General features: G+C 41.1%; 14 protein-coding genes and 2 pseudogenes. 11 read left to right on the forward strand and 5 right to left on the reverse strand.

Features of this window, described 5'->3' with window-relative positions:
* Entirely contained in the window at window positions 1-981 is a 981-nt protein-coding gene (locus RMY27_RS10340; RefSeq protein ID WP_322662846.1) for a dienelactone hydrolase, read from the reverse strand.
* A gap of 332 nt (window positions 982-1313) precedes the next feature.
* Between RMY27_RS10340 and RMY27_RS10345 the strand changes: the two genes are divergently transcribed.
* Both RMY27_RS10345 and RMY27_RS10350 read left to right on the forward strand, forming a co-directional pair.
* Window positions 1314-1709: a hypothetical protein gene (locus RMY27_RS10345; protein WP_322662848.1), complete on the forward strand. Its 396-nt coding sequence runs from the start codon at window positions 1314-1316 to the stop codon at window positions 1707-1709.
* 406 nt (window positions 1710-2115) lie between these two features.
* Window positions 2116-3885 carry a WD40 repeat domain-containing protein gene (locus RMY27_RS10350; RefSeq protein WP_322662850.1) on the forward strand — a complete coding sequence of 590 codons (1770 nt, stop codon included), beginning with the start codon at window positions 2116-2118 and terminating at the stop codon, window positions 3883-3885.
* A 492-nt stretch (window positions 3886-4377) separates the two neighbouring features.
* On the opposite strand, the gene RMY27_RS10355 is transcribed toward RMY27_RS10350, so the two are convergent.
* From RMY27_RS10355 to nrdJ (RMY27_RS10365), 3 genes and pseudogenes are all read right to left on the reverse strand, one after another.
* A complete protein-coding gene (locus tag RMY27_RS10355; protein ID WP_322662852.1) occupies window positions 4378-4596 on the reverse strand; it encodes a hypothetical protein in 219 nt (72 codons plus the stop codon).
* Window positions 4597-4778: 182 nt separating this feature from the next.
* Window positions 4779-5852: pseudogene (nrdJ, locus tag RMY27_RS10360) on the reverse strand (ribonucleoside-triphosphate reductase, adenosylcobalamin-dependent); the annotation flags it as partial.
* 285 nt (window positions 5853-6137) lie between these two features.
* A pseudogene (nrdJ, locus tag RMY27_RS10365) lies at window positions 6138-7367 on the reverse strand (ribonucleoside-triphosphate reductase, adenosylcobalamin-dependent); the annotation flags it as partial.
* Window positions 7368-7776: 409 nt separating this feature from the next.
* Here nrdJ (RMY27_RS10365) and RMY27_RS10370 point away from each other — a divergent pair.
* The 4 genes from RMY27_RS10370 (at window position 7777) to RMY27_RS10385 (ending at window position 9911) form a co-directional block, all read left to right on the forward strand.
* Window positions 7777-8115, forward strand: coding sequence for a KGK domain-containing protein (locus RMY27_RS10370; protein WP_322662854.1), 339 nt, complete (start codon window positions 7777-7779; stop codon window positions 8113-8115).
* Between the two features lie 67 nt (window positions 8116-8182).
* Entirely contained in the window at window positions 8183-9196 is a 1014-nt protein-coding gene (tilS, locus tag RMY27_RS10375; RefSeq protein WP_322662855.1) for a tRNA lysidine(34) synthetase TilS, read from the forward strand.
* Between the two features lie 30 nt (window positions 9197-9226).
* The gene (locus tag RMY27_RS10380) at window positions 9227-9526 is read left to right on the forward strand and encodes a type II toxin-antitoxin system HigB family toxin (protein WP_322662857.1); all 300 of its coding nucleotides are present in this window, start codon (window positions 9227-9229) and stop codon (window positions 9524-9526) included.
* Window positions 9510-9911 (forward strand): hypothetical protein, encoded by a 402-nt coding sequence (locus tag RMY27_RS10385; protein ID WP_322662858.1) that lies wholly within the window; start codon window positions 9510-9512, stop codon window positions 9909-9911. Before RMY27_RS10380 ends, RMY27_RS10385 begins: the two co-directional genes overlap by 17 nt.
* A 56-nt stretch (window positions 9912-9967) precedes the next feature.
* Here the strand turns inward: RMY27_RS10385 and hmpF are convergent, their stop codons facing one another.
* The gene (hmpF, locus tag RMY27_RS10390; protein ID WP_322662860.1) at window positions 9968-11731 is read right to left on the reverse strand and encodes a pilus motility taxis protein HmpF; all 1764 of its coding nucleotides are present in this window, start codon (window positions 11729-11731) and stop codon (window positions 9968-9970) included.
* A 383-nt stretch (window positions 11732-12114) separates the two neighbouring features.
* On the opposite strand from hmpF, the gene RMY27_RS10395 reads away from it, so the two are divergent.
* From RMY27_RS10395 to RMY27_RS10415, 5 genes are all read left to right on the forward strand, one after another.
* Window positions 12115-13293 (forward strand): response regulator, encoded by a 1179-nt coding sequence (locus tag RMY27_RS10395; protein WP_322662862.1) that lies wholly within the window; start codon window positions 12115-12117, stop codon window positions 13291-13293.
* A 261-nt stretch (window positions 13294-13554) separates the two neighbouring features.
* The gene (locus RMY27_RS10400; protein WP_069073698.1) at window positions 13555-13920 is read left to right on the forward strand and encodes a response regulator transcription factor; all 366 of its coding nucleotides are present in this window, start codon (window positions 13555-13557) and stop codon (window positions 13918-13920) included.
* A 13-nt stretch (window positions 13921-13933) separates the two neighbouring features.
* Window positions 13934-14464 carry a chemotaxis protein CheW gene (locus RMY27_RS10405; protein ID WP_322662863.1) on the forward strand — a complete coding sequence of 177 codons (531 nt, stop codon included), beginning with the start codon at window positions 13934-13936 and terminating at the stop codon, window positions 14462-14464.
* 14 nt (window positions 14465-14478) lie between these two features.
* Window positions 14479-17415, forward strand: coding sequence for a methyl-accepting chemotaxis protein (locus tag RMY27_RS10410; protein WP_322662866.1), 2937 nt, complete (start codon window positions 14479-14481; stop codon window positions 17413-17415).
* Between the two features lie 143 nt (window positions 17416-17558).
* On the forward strand, window positions 17559-20129 hold a 2571-nt coding region (locus RMY27_RS10415), incomplete at its 3' end, for an Hpt domain-containing protein (protein WP_322662868.1).

The following is a 20129-nucleotide window of genomic DNA, read 5'->3' on the forward strand; positions in this document are numbered from 1 at the left end:
CTATTTACGCTCAAAGGATTTTATCAGAGGATTGGCAGTATTTAATAATTGCTCAAGCGACTGAGATGCTTCTGGTTGATGACGAACATGAGTGTCAATAAACAAATTAATGATTTCACCCATAAGCAAACGGAAGCTTTGTTGGGGTTGGGTGGCGGGAAAGTCCAACAAGGGTGTCTTTAAGGTGGAGTCTGGCTGATTAACTATCGAAAAGTGATTTGCCCCTTCCAAAAGTAGTAGATAGCTATCATTTCGTCCGCCAGTAATTGCTTCTTGGAATGTACGGATGACTGAGGTGGTAGCATTTCCAGGACTTATACCATAGCGATCGCAGCTGTTGGCAATTATTCCATCGCAGGTTCCTCCCATCAGTAGAAGTGGTAGGGAGTCTGGTAAGGGTAAAATAGTACCTGCCTCATACCCTAGCGATAACGTTGCCATAGTGTGTAAACCATAGCCAAAAGATGCTGCAATTTGAGGAAAAAAATCAGGATCGGCATTTTCGATTGCTACTCTACCACCTGCGGAGTGTCCACCTAAAATTATTCGTTGCAGATCGAGCATTCCAGCTAAAATACCCTCAGACTGTAACTGTTCCACTTTCGCTAGCAGTGCAGGCAAAGCCGAAGCAGTCGGAACAGTACGATAAATTGTTGGTTTCCTCTTTTCAACATCAATCCCTGGAGTCAGACTAATTATTCCTGGCATAACTTCTGCAATCCAGTTAAACAGAATCACCACTAGTCCACGTTCAGCGAGTTTAACCGCCAACCATTGATATTGTTGAGCATCACAGTTAAAGCCGTTGAAGAAAATCACTACTGGAAAAGGTGCTTTTTCTAAATCTACTGGCAAAATTTCTCTATTTATTTCTACCTGACTCGGCATCTGTGCTGGATAGAAAATTTTCAGGTGAATGGTATCGTAAGGAGACTGGAAACCCTCAATTTTAGCAGCTTGGAAAAAATTATCAACTGTCATCTGGTTTTTCCTAATATCATTTTCCGAAAATTATTCTATTGCCCAGGTACAACTACTCCCAATACGGTTCGGATAAGCATTTTGAACTCAGAATTACCTTTGGGGAAAAGGTTAAAGGTTAAGGGTTAAAAGTTTTTCCCCTTTCCCTTTCCCCTTGAACCGAACCGTATTGCAACTACTCCCAGTAATCCTAATCTAGCGATCATAAATAACTGAGTAACCATAATTACAAAGATAATACTAGGATAGCAATTATACTTAACCCGATTGTAGGAAGTAATTTAGTCAACATTTGTGCGAATGTAGCAAATAACTTTTCTTTGGATAAATTTATGGCTAAAAAATCTCAATCAAATCTAGAACAATACCAAGATGTCAGATTATCTGCCACCACAAGAATTTGGGTAATTACAGTAGCCATTCTGGGAGTTTGCGTCCCACTGTCAGCCGTTACTAGAAGCGGTGCTATTCTTCCTTTAGTTGCTATTGGTGGCGCGGCTGTTGGTACAGTTGCTGTTTGGCGTTCTGATGAGCAAAAATCCAAAACTAACTATTTGCAACAGCAGCAAATAGAACTGCTAGAGCGGAGATTAGCGAATTTGGAAACAATTGTTAGCAGTGATGACTTGAACTTGCAAATGAAAATTAAACAGATCGAAGCAAGGGATACTTTTGGCGACTCTTCTGATCTAAGTACTACACCCAGACAACCGAAACGCAAAGGTTAAAATTAGCCAATCTTCAGAATTTATTTCGATTTCAGATGATATTTCCGAGAATTATCGTTACTAGGTTATTTTTATGTAGCTATTTGCTGACTTCAGCTTACTGTAGTCTTTAAAATCCGTCTCAAATTCAACTTTCCTTTACAGCTAGAAGTGTTTCTAGGGAAACAGTATCTCATTCTCTATCTCCGTTAGAATTGACTGATATCATCTAATTCTATATACTTCAACTGCATCAGTTCATGAAATGTCTAAGTGCTATCCATCTATCTCTTTCACGGAAACATTTGTCAATGGCTGTGTTTTATTAGACTGTTAATATTACTGAATTTTTAATTAACTAAGATTCTAAACTTGAGTAATTGCATTTGTATAGCTTACCGTAGGTATGCAATAGTTTGCCGCAGGAATGGAGATGGATTGGATTAGCTTACTCAAAGCTCAACAAATTGACTTCCTTCAACGTGTGAAAAAACCTAAAACTTATGACTTATCTTTACTGGAAAGTCAAGTTAAAGGTTGTCACACTGAAGTTATAGCCTTTTGGGGCGAGCCATTGGCTAGACTCCAAGAACTTTCTCGTCAACAAGCAGAAGTTCTCGCTAAAAATCCGCCGCCAACCCCGCCGGAATATCCTGAGCCGCCTGACTGGACGATACCTTTTCCCAAATACTTCCAACAACAAGCCCAAGATTATCTTTTCCGGGAGCATATTGTTGACAGAGTAATAACTGAACGCTTGGGCAAATTGGTAAAAAAGGTGTCACAAGATACTTTGCAAAACATGATTTTAGATGATGAGGGAAATTTGTGTGGCGAAAGTAAATTTCCTTATACACTCAAAGATCATCCTCAGCTAAGTGTTCAAGTTTACGTTGCTGATGGAGAAAGTTTTAATGGTATTAAGAAAGACAAAATTAGGTGGTCAGTTACTCAAGAAGATTTAAAAAATCACCAAGTATTAATTTTTCTGTGTTTGTTTTATCCATCTACAGGTAATTTAGGTTACGAGAAACAAAGTATAATAACAGGCTTTTTACCTACAAATCAACTTGAATTGACTGAACCAAAACTCTATGTCACTCCGAGTAACTTGTTGTATGCAGGGGGGTTAAATTGGTATTTAGAATCACTTATTGGTAAAAAAGACACGTCGCCAGTAATTAATGAGATGGCGATCGCAGATACAATACAAACTCTACCATCAGATCATTACCTTAAGAATATAGTCGGTGACTGGGAATGCTGGCAGACTTTGCAAGGACACACCAGAGGGATTAATTGCCTCGCTTTCAGTTTTGCGTGTAACAATGGCAAAGCCTTACCCATATTGGCAAGTGGTAGTCGTGGAGAAACGAAACTCTGGGATTTAAGCAAGGGTGAATTAATTGAGACATTATCAGAGTATCCTTGGGTAATATCTGGGCTGGTGGATGAAGTGAATTCCCTAGCTTTTAGTTCAGATGGACAGACTTTAGTGAGTTGCGGTGCAGATTCGACAATTAAGCTTTGGCACGTAGGCGCTTTAGACTTGATAGATATTTTGCACAAACACAATGGAGTAGTGCGGTGTGCTGCTTTCACCCCAGATGGCAGAATGTTAGCGACAGGCGGAGATGACAGAAAAATTCTCTTTTGGGATTTGATGCAACGTCAAGTAGCGATCGCACTTTCTTTAGATGATACAGCTGCTCATTCCCTAGTTTTAAGTCGAGATGGCGAAACTCTCGTTACAGGTAGTTACCGCAAAATCAAAGTTTGGCGCACTTCACCCCAAACGGGAATCAAAAGTTTAAAAGATGCACAACCATTACACACCCTTATGGGTCATTCTCACATCGTTTGTTCCTTAGCAATCAGTGCAGATGCTAAACTGCTTGTGAGTGGTAGCTGGGATCAAACGATTAAAGTTTGGCAATTGGAGACTGGAGAATTACTTCATACCCTTAAAGGGCATAGAGGTAGAGTTTATGCGATCGCTTTAAGTCCCGATGGACAAATTATCGCCAGCGGTAGTGCTGATAAAACTATCAAGTTGTGGCATTTACAAACTGGGGAATTACTGGGTACATTTACAGGTCATAGTAATATAGTCACAGCATTAGCCTTCACAGCTTCCGGTGAAATGTTAGTCAGTGGAAGTTTGGATAAGACAATTAAAATTTGGCAACGCAGTTAATGGTAGTTTGTAATTGATCCTCACATTTTCTACTTAGCTTGCTTCTTGCAGGATTACAATGATTCGCTAATGTAATTCGTGCTTGTGGAGTCTTTGAGAATCGTGGACAACAAACTTTAAAAAGTCTGTTGCTACAAACTTTGTTTAGCCTGGAGACAACAATTAATGAGCAAAAATCTAGTTTAAATTGCTTTTCCCTAGAGACTTCCAGTTAAAAAATATTCCGTCATAGGGGCGCAAGGACTTGCGCCCCTATAAATCTATAAATAATTTGGGATAATTTATTTTTTGCAAGTCCCTTAAGAGTGCAAAAATATATTTTTGCAAGAGACTCCATGAGCTACGCTCACAAGGAACAATGAAAATGTCTTTTCCTCCTGCCTTCTGCCTTATTTTCAAGGCAGGTCTATTGTAGAAAGAAGGAGTCAGTGCTGCGTCGGCAGCACTGACTCCTTCTTTTGTAGTAAATTTAACTATGTATGGATGGAGTTTTTAGTCAATCGAAATCTGCTGAGGACCGGTGGCTTTGCCGTTATGCGCCTCCGTTGTGTTGCTAGTGTAACTATTTGAGCGGATTTGTTTATCCAGCCAGCTTTTAACGGGATCGTCTGCAAGATTGAGCCGAAGCACACCAGAGAAGAACCCACCCACAAATGAGACTGGATGCTGGGTAAATTCTCTGAATATAGGTGACAATTCATCAATGAACATAAGAGACTCCTGGCACTGCCGTAAAAAATTATTACTTCTTAATTGATCGTAACGTGTTACGGCATTGGCGATGGGGCATTGAGCATGGAGAAGAGGCAAGGAAGAGAGGGGAGAGTAAATTCTCCCTTGTCCCCCTTGTCTCCCTCATCTCCCTCATTTTCCAACTCCCTGCTCATCTCCCCTTACAAGCTTGGTTGCTGATCGGGAAACATACACTTATCAGAATCACAACCACTAGGGCCAGCTTCTGTCATTTCGCCTAAATCGTAGCGGCTTAGTACTGCACAGAAATCATCTGTTTTACGCCGTGCTTTCACTTCTTGAGTTAAGCGATCGTAGGTTGATTTATTTATTGGTTCAAATGGCAAACGTGGGAATGATTGCAAATCATCAAAACGAGCTAAAAGAGCCGCTGAAATATATCCTTCATCATTCTGAATGGTTTCGTAAATGCGCTGTCCCAAAGGCTCGATTTCATCAGAGCGCAATTCCAAAGTTGCTGATGTGTTGTGAGTCACGTACCAACGTTGAACCTGGAGGACAAAATCAAATTGGGCTAAGACTGAAAACTTAGAAACATCAATTTCATCAGCTCCTGGTAAATCAGCCCAAGTTACAGAAACAGGGATTTCTACTAGCCATTCACTCACCCGTGGATCGAAGGGATCATTAAGCAAATTACCTTGTTCATCTTTGTCTGATTGAGAAGGAATGACGTTGTAACCATAGTCAATACAAGCTAAAGCTACTGGGTCATTTTTACCGAAGGTGATCCGGCGAATAAATCTTTGAGCTTTGGGAGGATGCCACCCTGAACTAGCATTAGTTAATAAAGCCTTAGTACCACTGGGTTGCACTGTAGTGCAGCGATTTGGGCGCTTGAGATTGTGGCGATCGCAGTAATCCCAAACCGCCCGATGTACAATATCTCTCCAAGAACTTAGGTATTTCTCTTCCTCACGCTTGAAAGCTAATCCTCGTGGAGTTGCGGGTCTTCCTTCCTCCCACCAGTGCAGCCAATTAACACCAAAAGCATGGACAAAGAAATCAAATAGACCTGTAAAAGAAACTCCCACAATCGGGTCTAATTCACGGCTGTATTGATAGCGTGGTTCCAAGAATTTGTGATTTAAAAGTGCTGCTACAGATAGCGCCCCAGCAGTGAAAGCTTCCTCCTGTTCTTTGTAGTTATGTGGGTCAATTTGATTAAGGTGAACCTCTGACAAATTACAGTGGAAATTAGAACCGATGATTTCCAGATTTGTTACCCTAGAAGCTTTTTATCCTCTAGTTCTACTGCTTGATTATTTGCAGTAGTTCCGCGTACATTTTGCAGATGTGACTTTAGATAATAAAAGTGTTTTTCACAAATGCCCCCGCACTCTTGGAAAGATTATATTCTAGACACTAATTTCGGATGTAATCTAGTTTCACTCTCTACGCTGTACGGTGTCAAAGACTTTTTAATTCCTTTGATTACCACGGGATTAGCATCTCAGCTTTCCCCGTTTTTGCGAGGTTTTTAACGTGAGGCAAAATCACTTACCACACGGATTTAGCCCATAGCGAGCTAAACGATGTTCTAACTCATTGGCATGAAGATTTGAATAACGTTCTTTTAACCACTGTTTTGCTGTTCCTTGTTCATAAGCTTGTAAAAACTCAACTTTCAAAGCTTGTGTTGGTAGCAAATCTATGTTTGATCGCGCTACGGCTTCACCAGCCCATTGAATCGCTCCCTCGCCACTGTAATATTGTTTGCGGACAGCACCAACACATTCTTCTAAGGTCGGCTTACGGTGAAAAACTCTGGTATGATTTGCCATCCTGAGTGCATCACGCTCTGGATCGATTCGCCAGTTGCCATTTTCATCTTGCTGCCATAAGTTATCTTTGGCATCGGCAAACAAACTATCTTCGCTAGAACCTTGCCTCATACCAGCCGATCGCCTAATGTTACCGGCAACAATTGTTACAGCAGCTTGATCGATTAACAGACAGCATTCAACTGAATTTAATTGCCGCCCTACAGTTTTATTCAGGATAGAAGCACAACGCTGATAAAGTCCAGGCAATTTCACCGGATTTGCAACTCCTCCAAAGCCGTTGAGAGTTTCTCCTGCTTTTCGGACATCGCTAATATCAACTAATACTTCCACTTCTGCTGAAAATTGCTCATCAGTAGAGAGTTCTAATAAGGCTTGATATGATTCAACCCAACCTTCACGGCTATCTCCAACGTGAATAGTGACGTTATTTCCTTCTATATGAGTTTCAGTATATTCACGTCGCAGTTGGACAGGAGTGCTGCCAATTTCACCTTTTACAGTGACATTTAGTCGATTACGGATGTGGGGCAACTGGTTAATAAATTGTGGTTCTAGGACGGCCCCAGTACCACAGCCCATCATTGCCAAATCCATCATTAAGCCGAAGGCGCTCCAGTCTTCGAGATTGGTAGAAGTGCAATTATAAGCCCCGGAAAAGTTCTTTGGCTTGGTTATCCAGTCTGTACCACCAACCCATAGCCAGCGCCCACTAGGCATAGCTTTCAAGCTGCGCTGCATCTTATCCAGTGTGGCAGCTTCTTCTTGAGTTAACTTTCCCAACTCGACTAAGCCGAGTATAGTGCGATCGCATACCTCATCCCATGTTTCCCTTAGTCCGGCCTTTGTACGGCGGCTATAGGTTCTAAAAAATACGGGATTAGCAGCCGGTGCAGTTTCTGGAAACCTTGCACTCTGGCGTGTTCTTTCGAGATTCTGAACCATATATTAAGTGTCTTGCGTTCTTCTTACGTGCGGACAGATTATGACTATACGCCAAGTAGTTTGAGTATTAAAGATTGTCAAATTGTCCACTTTACGCTAGCTCTACCCGGCACTAATTACAACAGAAATTTATGATGTATAATGTCCTCTACCCTTGGATAAGAGATAGATACTAAGTTATAATTAGCACTATTAATTTTAAGTAAATTATCTCTATCACCCCATTTTCAGGCTGATGATCGCTACTCAGCAATGGCTCAACGCTCCGCTACCGCTAATTGTACTCAGGACTCTTCATTAGTTTCCCCTAACTAGCAGTGATAGTTAAATAAGTTGCGGCTGTCAGTCAAATCCAAACAATTAATTTCAATCTCTTGGGAACTATAAATTTAGTTACAGGAAATTGATTATGAATGATGAATGGGAACCTCTAAATTCTGATGATGTTGTGCATTTTTATCAAGAAGCATTTGAAAATTTATCCCGCACTCAAATAGTGTTTCAGTTATTCAAGGAAATCAAAAAAATTTGGGCAGAACACTTTACATCGTCAGGATCAAGAGTATTTGGAGAAGGATTTGAATGTTGTGTTTTAATACCCAGTCAACAATGGCGGACAGGTAAAATTAGAGTGCGCCTAGAATTCTGCTCTGATGAAACTGAAATCGAAGATAATCGATTAGACATCAAACACGAAAACTCTCCCCTTGATGACCTTCGGCAGCAACTAAAGGAAGGTAAAAACTAATACTCAAGTTGATATACACAGATATAATAGAAAATTATCTGTGTCTGTGTGCGCTGAAAAAAATAAAATGGTATGGACTCCCCTACATGCAAAAATTCATCGCACCATCCGATCGCGCCACTTATTTGAGCGCAACCAGCGGCTATTAGTTGCTGTCTCCGGCGGACAAGATTCTCTGTGTTTAATAAAATTACTTTTAGATTTACAATCCAAATGGGGATGGTATTTAGGTATTGCTCACTGCGATCATCGCTGGCGTTCTGACTCCGAAGCTAATGCTAACCACGTCGAAAATTTAGCTAAAACTTGGGGTATATCCTTTTATTTAGAAACAGCGAACAAACCGATAAATAGTGAAGCTGCTGCACGCGATTGGCGCTATCAAGTTTTAAGTGCGATCGCTCAGGTAAATAATTATCAATATATAGTGACAGGACACACCGCCAGCGATCGCGCCGAAACTCTCCTCTACAATTTAATTCGCGGTACTGGTGCTGATGGTTTGCAAGCCCTAACTTGGCAACGCCCTCTAACTACGGGCATTGTGTTAGTGCGTCCACTTTTAGAAATTACTCGAATACAAACAGAGCAATTTTGTCAAGAATTTAAATTACCAATTTGGGAAGATTCCACCAATCAAGATTTGCAATATGCTCGTAATCGGATTCGCCAAGAATTATTACCATATTTGCGAGATAATTTCAACCCTCAAGTAGAATCAGCCTTAGCCCAAACAGCAGAACTTCTCCAAGCCGAAGTGGAATATTTGGAAAAAGCTGCCCAGGAGTTGCGGGATGCGGCATTGGGCATTGGGCATGGGGTATGGGCGAGACATGAAAAAGATTCTCTTACTCCTCTTCTTCCTTTACGGTTAAATCGTCGGGTATTGCAGAAAGCACCACTGGCGTTGCAACGTCGCGTGATGCGTCAGGTATTGCAGCAAATACTGACTGATGCGCCCAGTTTTGAACACATCGAAAAATTAACCGCTTTAATCATAGCGCCCAACCGATCCCAAACTGATCCATTTCCTGGTGGTGCGATCGCTCAAGTAGAAGGCGATTGGATCTGTTTGAAATAGTTATTTAAAGGCTTTTTGTTACCAGGGACGATGCACATTATTAGTTTTAGAATCTTAAGAGAATATGCAGAAAACCATGCAGATTGTCAGGAAGCATTAAGCAATTGGTATAAGGTTGCTACTAAAGCAAAATGGTCAAATTTACTTGAAGTACAGCAAATTTTTATTAAAGCTGAAGCTGTTGGTAATTTTACAGTATTCAATATTAAAGGAAATAAATATCGCTTGATTGTTAGTATAGATTACGAAGGGCAGTTAATTTATATTAAATATATCCTCAACCATACAGAATATGATAAGGAGAACTGGAAAAATGACCCTTACTTTTAATCCAGATAAATACAAGGAGTTATTAACAGCTTATCTTCCCAAACTTATAAAAAGTGAAACTGAAAACGAGCAAGCTTTAGGGATAGTGGAAGATTTAATGCACCGGGAACGCACCCCAGAAGAAGACGAGCTTTATCAGTTATTAATTACTTTAATTGAAAAGTTTGAACAAGAATATTATCAGTCAAGCCAGCAAAATAATCCTACGTCTATGTTGTTATTTATTTTAGAACAATCTGAGATAAGTAGAGATGATTTAGTATCAGTTTTAGGGACAAAAACTTTGGTTGATAATATTTTAAATGGACAAGAGAAGATAAATACAGAACAAGCTCGTAAACTGGGAGAGTTTTTTCATGTAGAATCTAGTTTATTTATAGAGTAATAACTAAACTCCTAGTTCGTACTTGGGCTTTAGCCTAGCTAAAGCCCCAAAACTTATTAAGACGCTAGTAATTCCGGCTGAGGCATTAAACTCTGGAGAGTATGACGCATCTGAGCGATCGCTTGGACTTGATAATCACCAGTTTCCTGGAATTGATCCAAAGATTCTCCAATTCCTTGCAGCTTTTGCCGTAATCCATCTAGAGAATCCTGAATTGGTTGTAATGCTTCTTGATAAAGATTCACTCGACCAGATAATTCAGCGGTTGTTCTTCGTAGGGATAGTAAATTTTCCTCGATCGCTTTCAATTCTTGGCGCTTTTCATCTAGATCGTGAGTTTGATTGTCAATCATTCCCTGATTTAGTTCAACACCAGAACGAATCTGCTCAATTTCACGTTCCAGCTTTTGGATTTCCTGTGAATATTGTTGTCGCTGGCTTTCAATTTGTAACAGAATCGGTTCTAAATTAATTTTGTTGTTACTTTCTTCTTCTTCAGTAACAGTATGCCCTTGCCGTCGTAGTAATACAGCTTGATGTTGCTTGAGAAATTTCTGGTGCTGTAGCATATTGCGGCGTTGTCCCACCAAACTGGAGTTTAGCATCTGATAAAGGTCTTTTTCATCAGTTAGTTCTAATTCCAAATTGATGTGGTCATGGTCAGATGCTTGATTTAATTTAGTTTGGAGTTCTTCTATAGCTTCTTGTTTATATTTCAGTTCTTGTTCTTGATCGTGAACAAAGCTAGCGTCAATTTCTAACTTATGCTGCAAGTCTTGCACTATCTTTTGTAGTTCTTCTAAAGGCATTTTATCCAAAGCCTCCAAATCAGCTTGCTTGCCGAGAACTAAGTCGCCAGATGTTGCAGCTAAAGAGTGCATCTGTTGATATAACTCTTCGGCGTTTCGTAACTGCTCTTTGACAAGCCGAGCATACTCTTGCTTGCTGCTAAGGTCTGCTGTATTTATCTGCAATTGGGCTGTTTGCTGAACTAGAGAATTTTGCGCTTCTTGTAATGCATTTTGGCGATCGCTAAAAGTTTGTGATAAACGCTCAACTTCTTCTTGCTGTTGTGCGATCGCACTTTTATGCTCCTCCAGTTTTTGCCAGTGCGGGCTAAGAGTCGCTTGCTGCTTTTCGACCAATTCAAAGGCTAGATGCAGGTGTTCTCTAACTTTTTCCGTACGATTAACACGACTAGACAAGCGATCGAGTAACTCACTCATTACTCGACTTTGCTCCTCATCCAAAACCGTCCCTTGTTGAAAATCCGCTTGGCGTTCTTCCAGGCGACGCTGCTCACCCCGTAAATGCTCCCAAGCGCCTTCCAACTCTTGGCGGTTACGCTCAATTTCTCCTTGTAATCGTTCAATTTCCTGGCGGGAGGTGTCAACTTCCTGTTTTTGCTCCTCTAGATGTTGTACCTCATCCTCCAATTGCTGCAACTGTTCTGCTCGTACCTCCATGTCCATTTCACGGCGATTCAACTCTTGCGCCTGAAATGTTAGTGACTGTTTCCACTGATCGATCTCATCTTCCTTGAGCTTAAATTTCTCCAACTGGCGGGAAAAATTTTGCAAAATGTTGACAAGTGGACGCCCTGCTTCTTGAATCCGCTGCACTTGACGATTGGGATTGAGTTCAGCCAATACCAAAGCACCATCATTTAATTTGCTTGCGTCCTCAGCGGCAATCACTTCTTCCGACACAGTACTCCAATTCTGGTCAGTTCGCTGACAAGCTAGCAGTTTCAGTTCGGTTTTGCCACCGCCACTGAGTAAACCACCTTTCTGTTTTTGTACTTCTGCTAAATACAGCACACCGTTAGTCCTTTATTGATGCACTTAAAGTTCGTGTTTTGAGATATACCTTAAATAATTCTGTTAACTTGTCTCACTGAACCAGGGTTTAGAAGAACAAGACAGACAAAACTATAGACGCAAAATGTTACGTCTTGATACTTATAGAAGCGATTTGGTCGCGCCTTTATATTTTGTACTGATGACAGTGATGATGACTTCCGTGTTAACACTAGCTTTGTCAAAGTGTATTACGAAAGATAAAGGTTTATAGCTTAATGTATTTCCTATGACGATCAGAATAGAGTAAAAATCTTTTCAATACTCCATAATCAATACTTAAAGAATAAGTCATAATTCACGATTCAGAATTCAGCAATACTTAAGGAGTACTTTTTAGCTAAATGCAGGGAAATTTAAATGAAATTGATATTTGCAGTATCCTGCAATTGATTGAATTAGGACAGCGAACTGGGCAACTATGGGTGGAAGCTTATAGCTCTCACCATAACAACAAACTGGGTGGAGATGGAGCAAACATTTATCGCTCTAAACAACAGTCTTGGTTCGTTTTTTTCCTTAACGGCCAAATTATCTATTGCCAAGAAGGCGAGAGTAGTTTATCCAGAATTAGCGATTATTTACGTCATTATCGAGTTGAGATGCGACTCACCGACAAACAAATTGCTACCCTACCACCAACCGACGCCCCAGAGTATGCCTATCTTTGGGCACTCTTGGAGCGGAATATCATCAACCCAAAGATAGCTGGTAGTATCATTTACGGTTTGGTGCATGAAACTCTCTTTGATTTGCTGAGTTTACGCCAAGGTAACTTCATTTTCCATCAGAGTGGGGCACTTGCCCCACAATTAAACACTTATGAGATTGCTCCATTGGTGACAAAAATTACCAAGCAGCTGCAACAATGGAAGCAACTCTATCCACACATTCAGTCTCCAGAGCAATTGCCAGTGCTATCTGACAAAGTTCAGCTACAATCTTCCTTACCAGAAGCAACCGTAAATAAGCTACAACATTGGGCTGATGGTAAAACATCCTTGCGACAACTAGCTCGCCATCTCAACCGAGATATTTTGACAGTCGCTAAGGCAATATACCCTTATGTGCAACAAAGTTGGCTACAACTAGTATATTCAGAAACTAATCACCCAGATACACACACGCATAGCTGGGAATTGAAAGAAAAACCGATGGGGCGGATAGTATGTATTGACGATGCGATCGCCATCGGTGAGACTATAAATTCCATCTTACAACCACAAGGTTATGAAGCGATCGCTCTTACCAATCCTTTAGAGGCACTGAGTCTGGTTTTTCAACTCAAACCGGATTTAATTTTATGCGACATTGCCATGTCGGAATTGGAAGGATACGAGGTTTGCGCGATGCTGCGACATTCAACAGCATTTCGGCTCACGCCGATTATCATGCTGACTGGGAAAGATGGGTTTATGGATAGAGTCAAAGCTAGGATGGTCGGGGCAACAGATTATTTAACAAAACCGTTTACAGAGACAGAGTTACTCATGCTCGTAGAGAAATATATCAACAACCAATGAAAATTGGGCATAGGTCATTGATTATTTCTCCCTCATCTTCTTCGTCTCCGTCGTCTATGGGGCATATAAACAGATCGAAGATTTGTTGATCTACTAAAAGATGAGTTAAAAGATGTTATCACAGAGTCAGTTAACTGAGTGAAACGTCAATATCCAGGAAAATAGTGAGAACCTAAAATTAATTTATACAGTTAATACTTGCGGAGGAATCAGGGAATGTTCCAATTAGGAACGTCTAAATCAGGAGGTAAATAGACACTTATGAGTACAGTTCTGATTGTGGAAGACAGTATAGCGCAAAGGGAGATGATTACAGACCTCCTAAAAGCAACTGGCCTAACAGTTACCCATGCTAGTGATGGGTTAGAAGCTTTAGAGGCAATTCAAATAGCACCTCCAGATTTAGTGGTATTAGATATTGTCATGCCCCGAATGAACGGCTACGAAGTTTGTCGGCGGTTAAAATCCGATCCAAAAACCCAAAATGTCCCAGTGGTTATGTGTTCTTCCAAAGGCGAAGAATTCGATCGCTATTGGGGCATGAAGCAGGGTGCAGATGCTTACATAGCCAAACCGTTTCAACCAACCGAGTTGGTAGGAACAGTCAAACAACTGCTGCGAGGATAAGGATAAAAACAACATGGTCAGCAAACCGGACTTTTTAAGTGGCGGCGGTCAAGACCACTTTCGACCAGAATTACAAGTAGAAAGTCCTGAAGGTGAGTTACATTTGAGGTTTTACATTCCCTCGCATCAGGAGTTTGCACTACAAGCAACTGGCATCCGAGAGGTAATTGAACTAAGTCCTGATAGAATCACCCCGATTCCTAATGCTTCTCCTTTACTTTTGGGTACTCTAAATTTACGAGGTCGAGTTATTTGGGTGGCCGATTTGGGTCAATTTCTGGGGGAAGCAGGCGCATTAAACACGGATAGAGCTGAAATTTCGGTGATTGCCATTGAAGAGCAAGACACAATAGTGGGTTTAGCAGTAGAGGAAATCGGTGGTATGGACTGGTTGGATGTCCAGAATCTGATGCCACCAACTAGTGTTCCAGATACAATGGCTCCCTTTTTACGTGGAGAGTGGTCATTAGGTGCTAAAAATAATCAGTGTCTACGACTGCTCGATCAAATGGCAATTGTACGAAGTGCTAGGTGGGCAGGATGAAATTGGAGGAGGAAATGGCAGCAAGTATTGATAATTACGAGCCAACATATCAACAGGCGATGACCGCCTATGTTCAAAGAAATTATGAGGTTGCAGCCACTTTAGTTGACCAAGTGGTGCAAAATTTACCAGATGACCCCAATACTCATTTGTTGAGGGGTCACATCTACTATGTTTTACAGCACTATGATGTAGCAAAAGAAGAATATCAACAGGTCTTAGGCTTGACTAACGATCTAGAAATTATTGGTTTTGCCAAGAATGGAATTGACAATATCAATCAATATTTAGAGTCATTTAGTGGGCAGATCGATCCATCAGGAAGTCAAGAGGAAATAAACTCTTCAGAGATATCCGATCCACTGGCATATAGCGAATCAGAATTAGCAGATTTAAGCCCTAATCAGGAGTTTGACAGCGACAACCTTGATTTAAACTTTTTTGGAGAGCAGCAAGAAAATATGAATGGCGTTGAAGATACATCTTCAAAAAGTCCATTCGATCTGCCCACAGAAGATAGTATTGGAACAGAAAAAATATCAGATTCTTCTATAGCTTTTGGTGATGACCCTTTTGCCATAAATGAAGAATCACAGGAACAAGAGTCAAATAAAAACTGGGAGGAGAATACAGAATTAGAGTTGCCTGCTTTTTGGCAGGAAAGTATCTCAGAAGATATTTCCGAAGAATCATTAGCAAATAGTCAATTCTCAGATAATGGAATAAATTCTCCTGACGGAAATTCAACTATTGACAATAATAACTCTTCATCTTCTAAATCACAAACTGGTAATAACGAGAATAATTTCCCTGATTTGTTGAGTGAGCCAAAGTCTCCAGAGCAGACTATGGGAAATTTAGAATATAAAAAATCTAGTTTTGGAGACGAAACTTTATTGATTGTTTCAGAAGAACCTAGAAATGATTTGCCAACAAAAAATAACTTGCAAAACGGCAGTCAAAATAAATTTTCTGAAACTGAATCTCATGGTTGGTTAGCACCAAAAGAAGTAGAGTCAGAATCACCTTTTCAGACAAAATCAGCCGATAAAGAATCAGCTTTTAATAGTAATTTGTCTCGGCAGGAACAACAGTTTAAATCAGGTGAAGTCATCGGTAAAAATAGTTTCGATGATGAAAATTTTGATATGGAAGCATTTGAGTCTGCCTTTGGCTCAGAGGGTTTAAACTCTTATGAAGACTCAAGCAATATACTGAATGGAGAAAATTCTAAGAGCAATATCGAGTTTTTAGATGACTTTGAGGAATTTGACGATTTAGGCAATATTCCAGGGTTTGACCTGATCGAAGGAGATTCTAACTTCGGTAATGTCACAATGCATTCTGCTCCATCAGAAACTAGTGACACTGGACGCCCTCAAGTAGCAGAGGCTTTTGCAAGTAATTCAGTTGATCGCGAAGAGGAACTTTTCTCTATGACTGGTTCCCATGAAGCCGTTCCAGTCTTTAGCCAAACAGATATCTCCAAACTAGAACCCAACGTCAGCATCGAGCAGGGATGGTTAGCACCATTAGAAAATGCCTCCATCGAACGGAAACAATGGCTAATTGCTGGAAGTGTGGGCATAGTCTCGGCGCTGGTTGTAGCCACAGTTAGTTTTGTCGCCACCACATTTTCGCCACCCCAACAACGAGAATCAGTACGAAACACAGGTTGGGCAATGTCACTAGCCGCTGGGATTGCAGGTTTTGCTACCGCAGGCTTTATGGGGAATCTAGCGCTTAAACAAATTCGGCGCACAACTGATGACCTCCAAGCTCAGTTTGAGGCTGTACGTCAAGGAAATCTGAATGCTCAAGCCACAGTGTTTTCCGAAGATGAATTGGGGCATTTAGCCACTGGCTTTAATGAAATGGCGCGGGTAATTTTCACAACCACAAGTGAAGCCCAACGCAAAGCCGATGAACAAGAAGAAGCCAAAGAAAACCTGCAACGTCAGGTGATTCGGCTCTTGGATGATGTGGAAGGAGCTGCTAGAGGCGATTTAACAGTCCAAGCGGAAGTGACAGCCGACGTACTGGGAGCCGTAGCTGACGCCTTTAACTTAACAATTCAAAACCTGCGGGATATCGTTCAACAGGTAAAAGTGGCGGCGAAGGATGTGACAAAAGGTGCAACCAACTCTGAAACCTTTGCGAGAGCTTTATCTAGTGATGCTTTGCGGCAAGCAGAAGAGTTGGCAGTAACGCTGAATTCTGTACAGGTGATGACCGACTCGATTCAGCGGGTAGCAGAGGCGGCGCGGGAAGCCGAAACCGTTGCTCGTGATGCTAGTACGATCGCTCTCAAAGGTGGCGAAGCAGTAGAAAATACCGTAGCAGGGATTTTAGAAATTCGAGAAACCGTTGCCGAAACCACTCGCAAAGTGAAGCGGTTGGCGGAATCTTCCCAAGAAATTTCTAAAATTGTGGCGTTGATTTCTCAAATTGCTTCGAGAACAAACTTGTTAGCACTCAATGCTAGTATTGAGGCGGCAAGAGCCGGAGAAGCGGGACGCGGGTTTGCGATCGTTGCAGATGAAGTGCGCCAGTTAGCAGATAAATCTGCTAAATCCCTGAAGGAAATTGAACAAATTGTGATGCAAATCCAAAGTGAAACAGGCTCTGTAATGACCGCGATGGAAGAAGGCACACAACAAGTAATTAAGGGTACAAAATTGGCAGAAGATGCCAAGCGATCGCTCGAAAACATTATTCAAGTGGCGAATCGCATTGATATTCTTGTGCGATCTATTACTAGCGACACTGTGGAACAAACGGAAACCTCCCGTGCCGTTGCTCATGTAATGCAATCAGTAGAATTGACCGCGCAAGAAACTTCCCAAGAAGCACAGCGAGTTTCAGGTGCCCTACAACACTTAGTAGGTGTATCCCGTGACTTGATCGCCTCCGTTGAACGTTTCCGAGTGGAAACTATGGAAACCAGATAAATTGTCATTTGTCTTTTGTTCTTTGTTATTTGCTAATGATCAATACTTCTCTACGAGAGGCTGCGCCAACGGCAACGCTCAGTACAAGTGACCAATGACTAATGACTAATAACTAATGACTAATGACTCTTGACTAAAAAACTATGCTGCCGGAACAACAACAGCGGATTTTGGGTTACTTTATCGAAGAAGCCAGGGATCACCTGAATACCATTGAGCAGGGCTTGCTGAATTTAGAGGGCACTCTAAACGACCCGGAAATGATCAGTGAAGTCTTCCGGGCGGCTCACTCCATCAAAGGAGGAGCAGCGATGCTTGGATTGACTAGCATCCAGCATACCTCCCACCGTCTGGAAGATTGTTTCAAAATTCTCAAAGATAATCCGGTTCAGATTGACCAAAAGTTAGAGTCTTTATTTCTTGGTGTCTCTGATACCCTAAAATCGCTTTTAGAGCATTTGAGTGGGCCTTATGGTCTTTCTGAAGATGCAGCTAATACTTTGATGTCAGAAACTGAGCCAGTTTTTCAATGGCTGTATCAGCATCTGGAACTACTTGTAGAACAAGCAAAGAGTGGAGTAGCCAGCAGTTCTGACGCAACAGAACTTACAACCTCTATAGAGAATGTCTCCACACTTACAGAAATTTTCATGCAGCGAGATATTCCCGATCTGGCAGAATACACCCATCAGGAATCTCCAGACTCGGTAGCACCCCAAGAGGCCCTAGACTCTCGCGGACTCGCTAACGCTGCGCTATCGCCCACCGTTAAAGAAAATAATAACTGGAGCGAGTTTCAAGCCCAAGTGCTGCAAACACTACGGGAAATGTTGCAATTATTTAAGCAAACTACAACACCTTCAACTCGGCAAAACCTCCAGCAATGCTGTCACCAGTTAGTCAAACTTGGTGAAACTTGGAATTTGCCCAACTGGTGTGGTTTGTGTCAAGCAGCAGCGAGTGCGATCGGCAATCCGGAAAATACTTATCTGACTTTAGCTAAAATTGTCATTACCGAAATCAAACAAGCTCAAGAATTAGTTCTGCAAGGTAGAGAAGCCGAAATTGCAATTAGTCAGCAACTAGAAGCACTTTTAAGCTTTGCAGAAATTGAGTTATTAGAAATTACCGCTGATTTATTTGATGAACAATCTCCGATTTTGCCAGAATCAGAGTCAATTCTATCTGTTGACACCAAGGCGTTAGCCCAGACAACTGAAGAACTGAGTCTAGACAAAGATAATAGCGATAGCGCCGCGTTAGCGAGTCCACGAGCGTCTAGCTTCGCCAACGTCTCGGACGAACGCCCCTCCCTTCAGTTACAAGAAATACCACTAAACGAAAATAGAAACACTAGTCTTACTTTCACCACACATGACGAAGTACACCCAATCAGTAACAATCTCGATCCCAATGGCCCAGAGGTAGGAATAGCTGAGTTAAATACCCTTGCCGATTTATTTGACGGTGAGACTCCCGAACTAGATGAAAGCTGGCATCAAGAAGAAACCTTAGATATTGTTACTACCGATGACTTTGGAATTGATTTGAGCAGCACTGAGGCTGAAGACACTCATAACGATTTATCTGACTTACTCTCCTTTAATGAAGAGATAAGCAACGCGCTGCACTCAACAACCACAGCTACAACAGAAGATTTATCCCTGTTATTTGGCGACCATTTCCTAGAAAAAGATAATTCAGAACCGCAAAATCAACAAACATCTGCTACGCCTTTAGAGTTGAGCGATATTAACGAATTTGATATAGATTTAGACTCATCTTCTTCCGAAAATTTACAAGAATTTATTGATATTCGTAGTGATACAAACCAGACTACTGCCGAGATTGTCCAAAATAGTGTAGTCGAAGATTTTTTGACACTGGAGTTAGATGATGAACTATTGCCAATAGGCGAAGTTACTCAACCAGAAACTGAGCCGTTCGCCAGTGTAGAACTATCTACCAACCAACAAAACAATTTTGATAACTTATTCTTAGAAACTAAAAATGCAAATTGGGTAGAAGAAATTACCCCTAGTGACTACATAGAATTACCCCAGCCAACAGACTTGTCTTTAGACAACCTGTTTGCTGAAATGGAAGAACAGCCACAAATATCGACAAGTGAACCAGAAATCAGTGATTTATTTGATACACCTCCAGTAACAAAACCTGAGTTTTCTGAATCAGAAAATGATCTGAGCAACTTCTGGAATCAGGAAACCACAGAAGAAAAGGACGAATTCGATTCCTTAATTGAGCAGAATGTGGAAAGGGCGTTAGATGAAAGTCTGTTTACTGCGGTGGCTGATGACATTTTTGCTGATAATCAGCAGTCCATACCTTCTCCTATAGCCAATTTTGATATAGAAGAAGATTTTGATATCAATTTCCAGCATCAAGAACAGCTAGATTTGATATTATCATCAGACTCTGGAGATAATTTATTTGATGAATTAACATCAAGTAACTTAACTATTTCTCCTATAATCAACAATACCTCCACACCTGAAACGCCTTTGTTCGCGCAGCATGCTGGAGAAGAAATTCTCAGGCCACAACAACCAGAATCTTTAGATTTTGTTCCAGAATTTACTAATGGAAGCCCAGATATATCTGCTGTCGATCTGGAAGTTAATTCATTAGACTCTATCGATGAAAATCCACAACTGCTGTTTGAAGATGTCGCGACAAATGAATTGACCTATATT

Origin of the sequence: Nostoc sp. DedQUE09 (genome assembly GCF_034530915.1) — a bacterium.
GTDB lineage: Bacteria > Cyanobacteriota > Cyanobacteriia > Cyanobacteriales > Nostocaceae > Nostoc.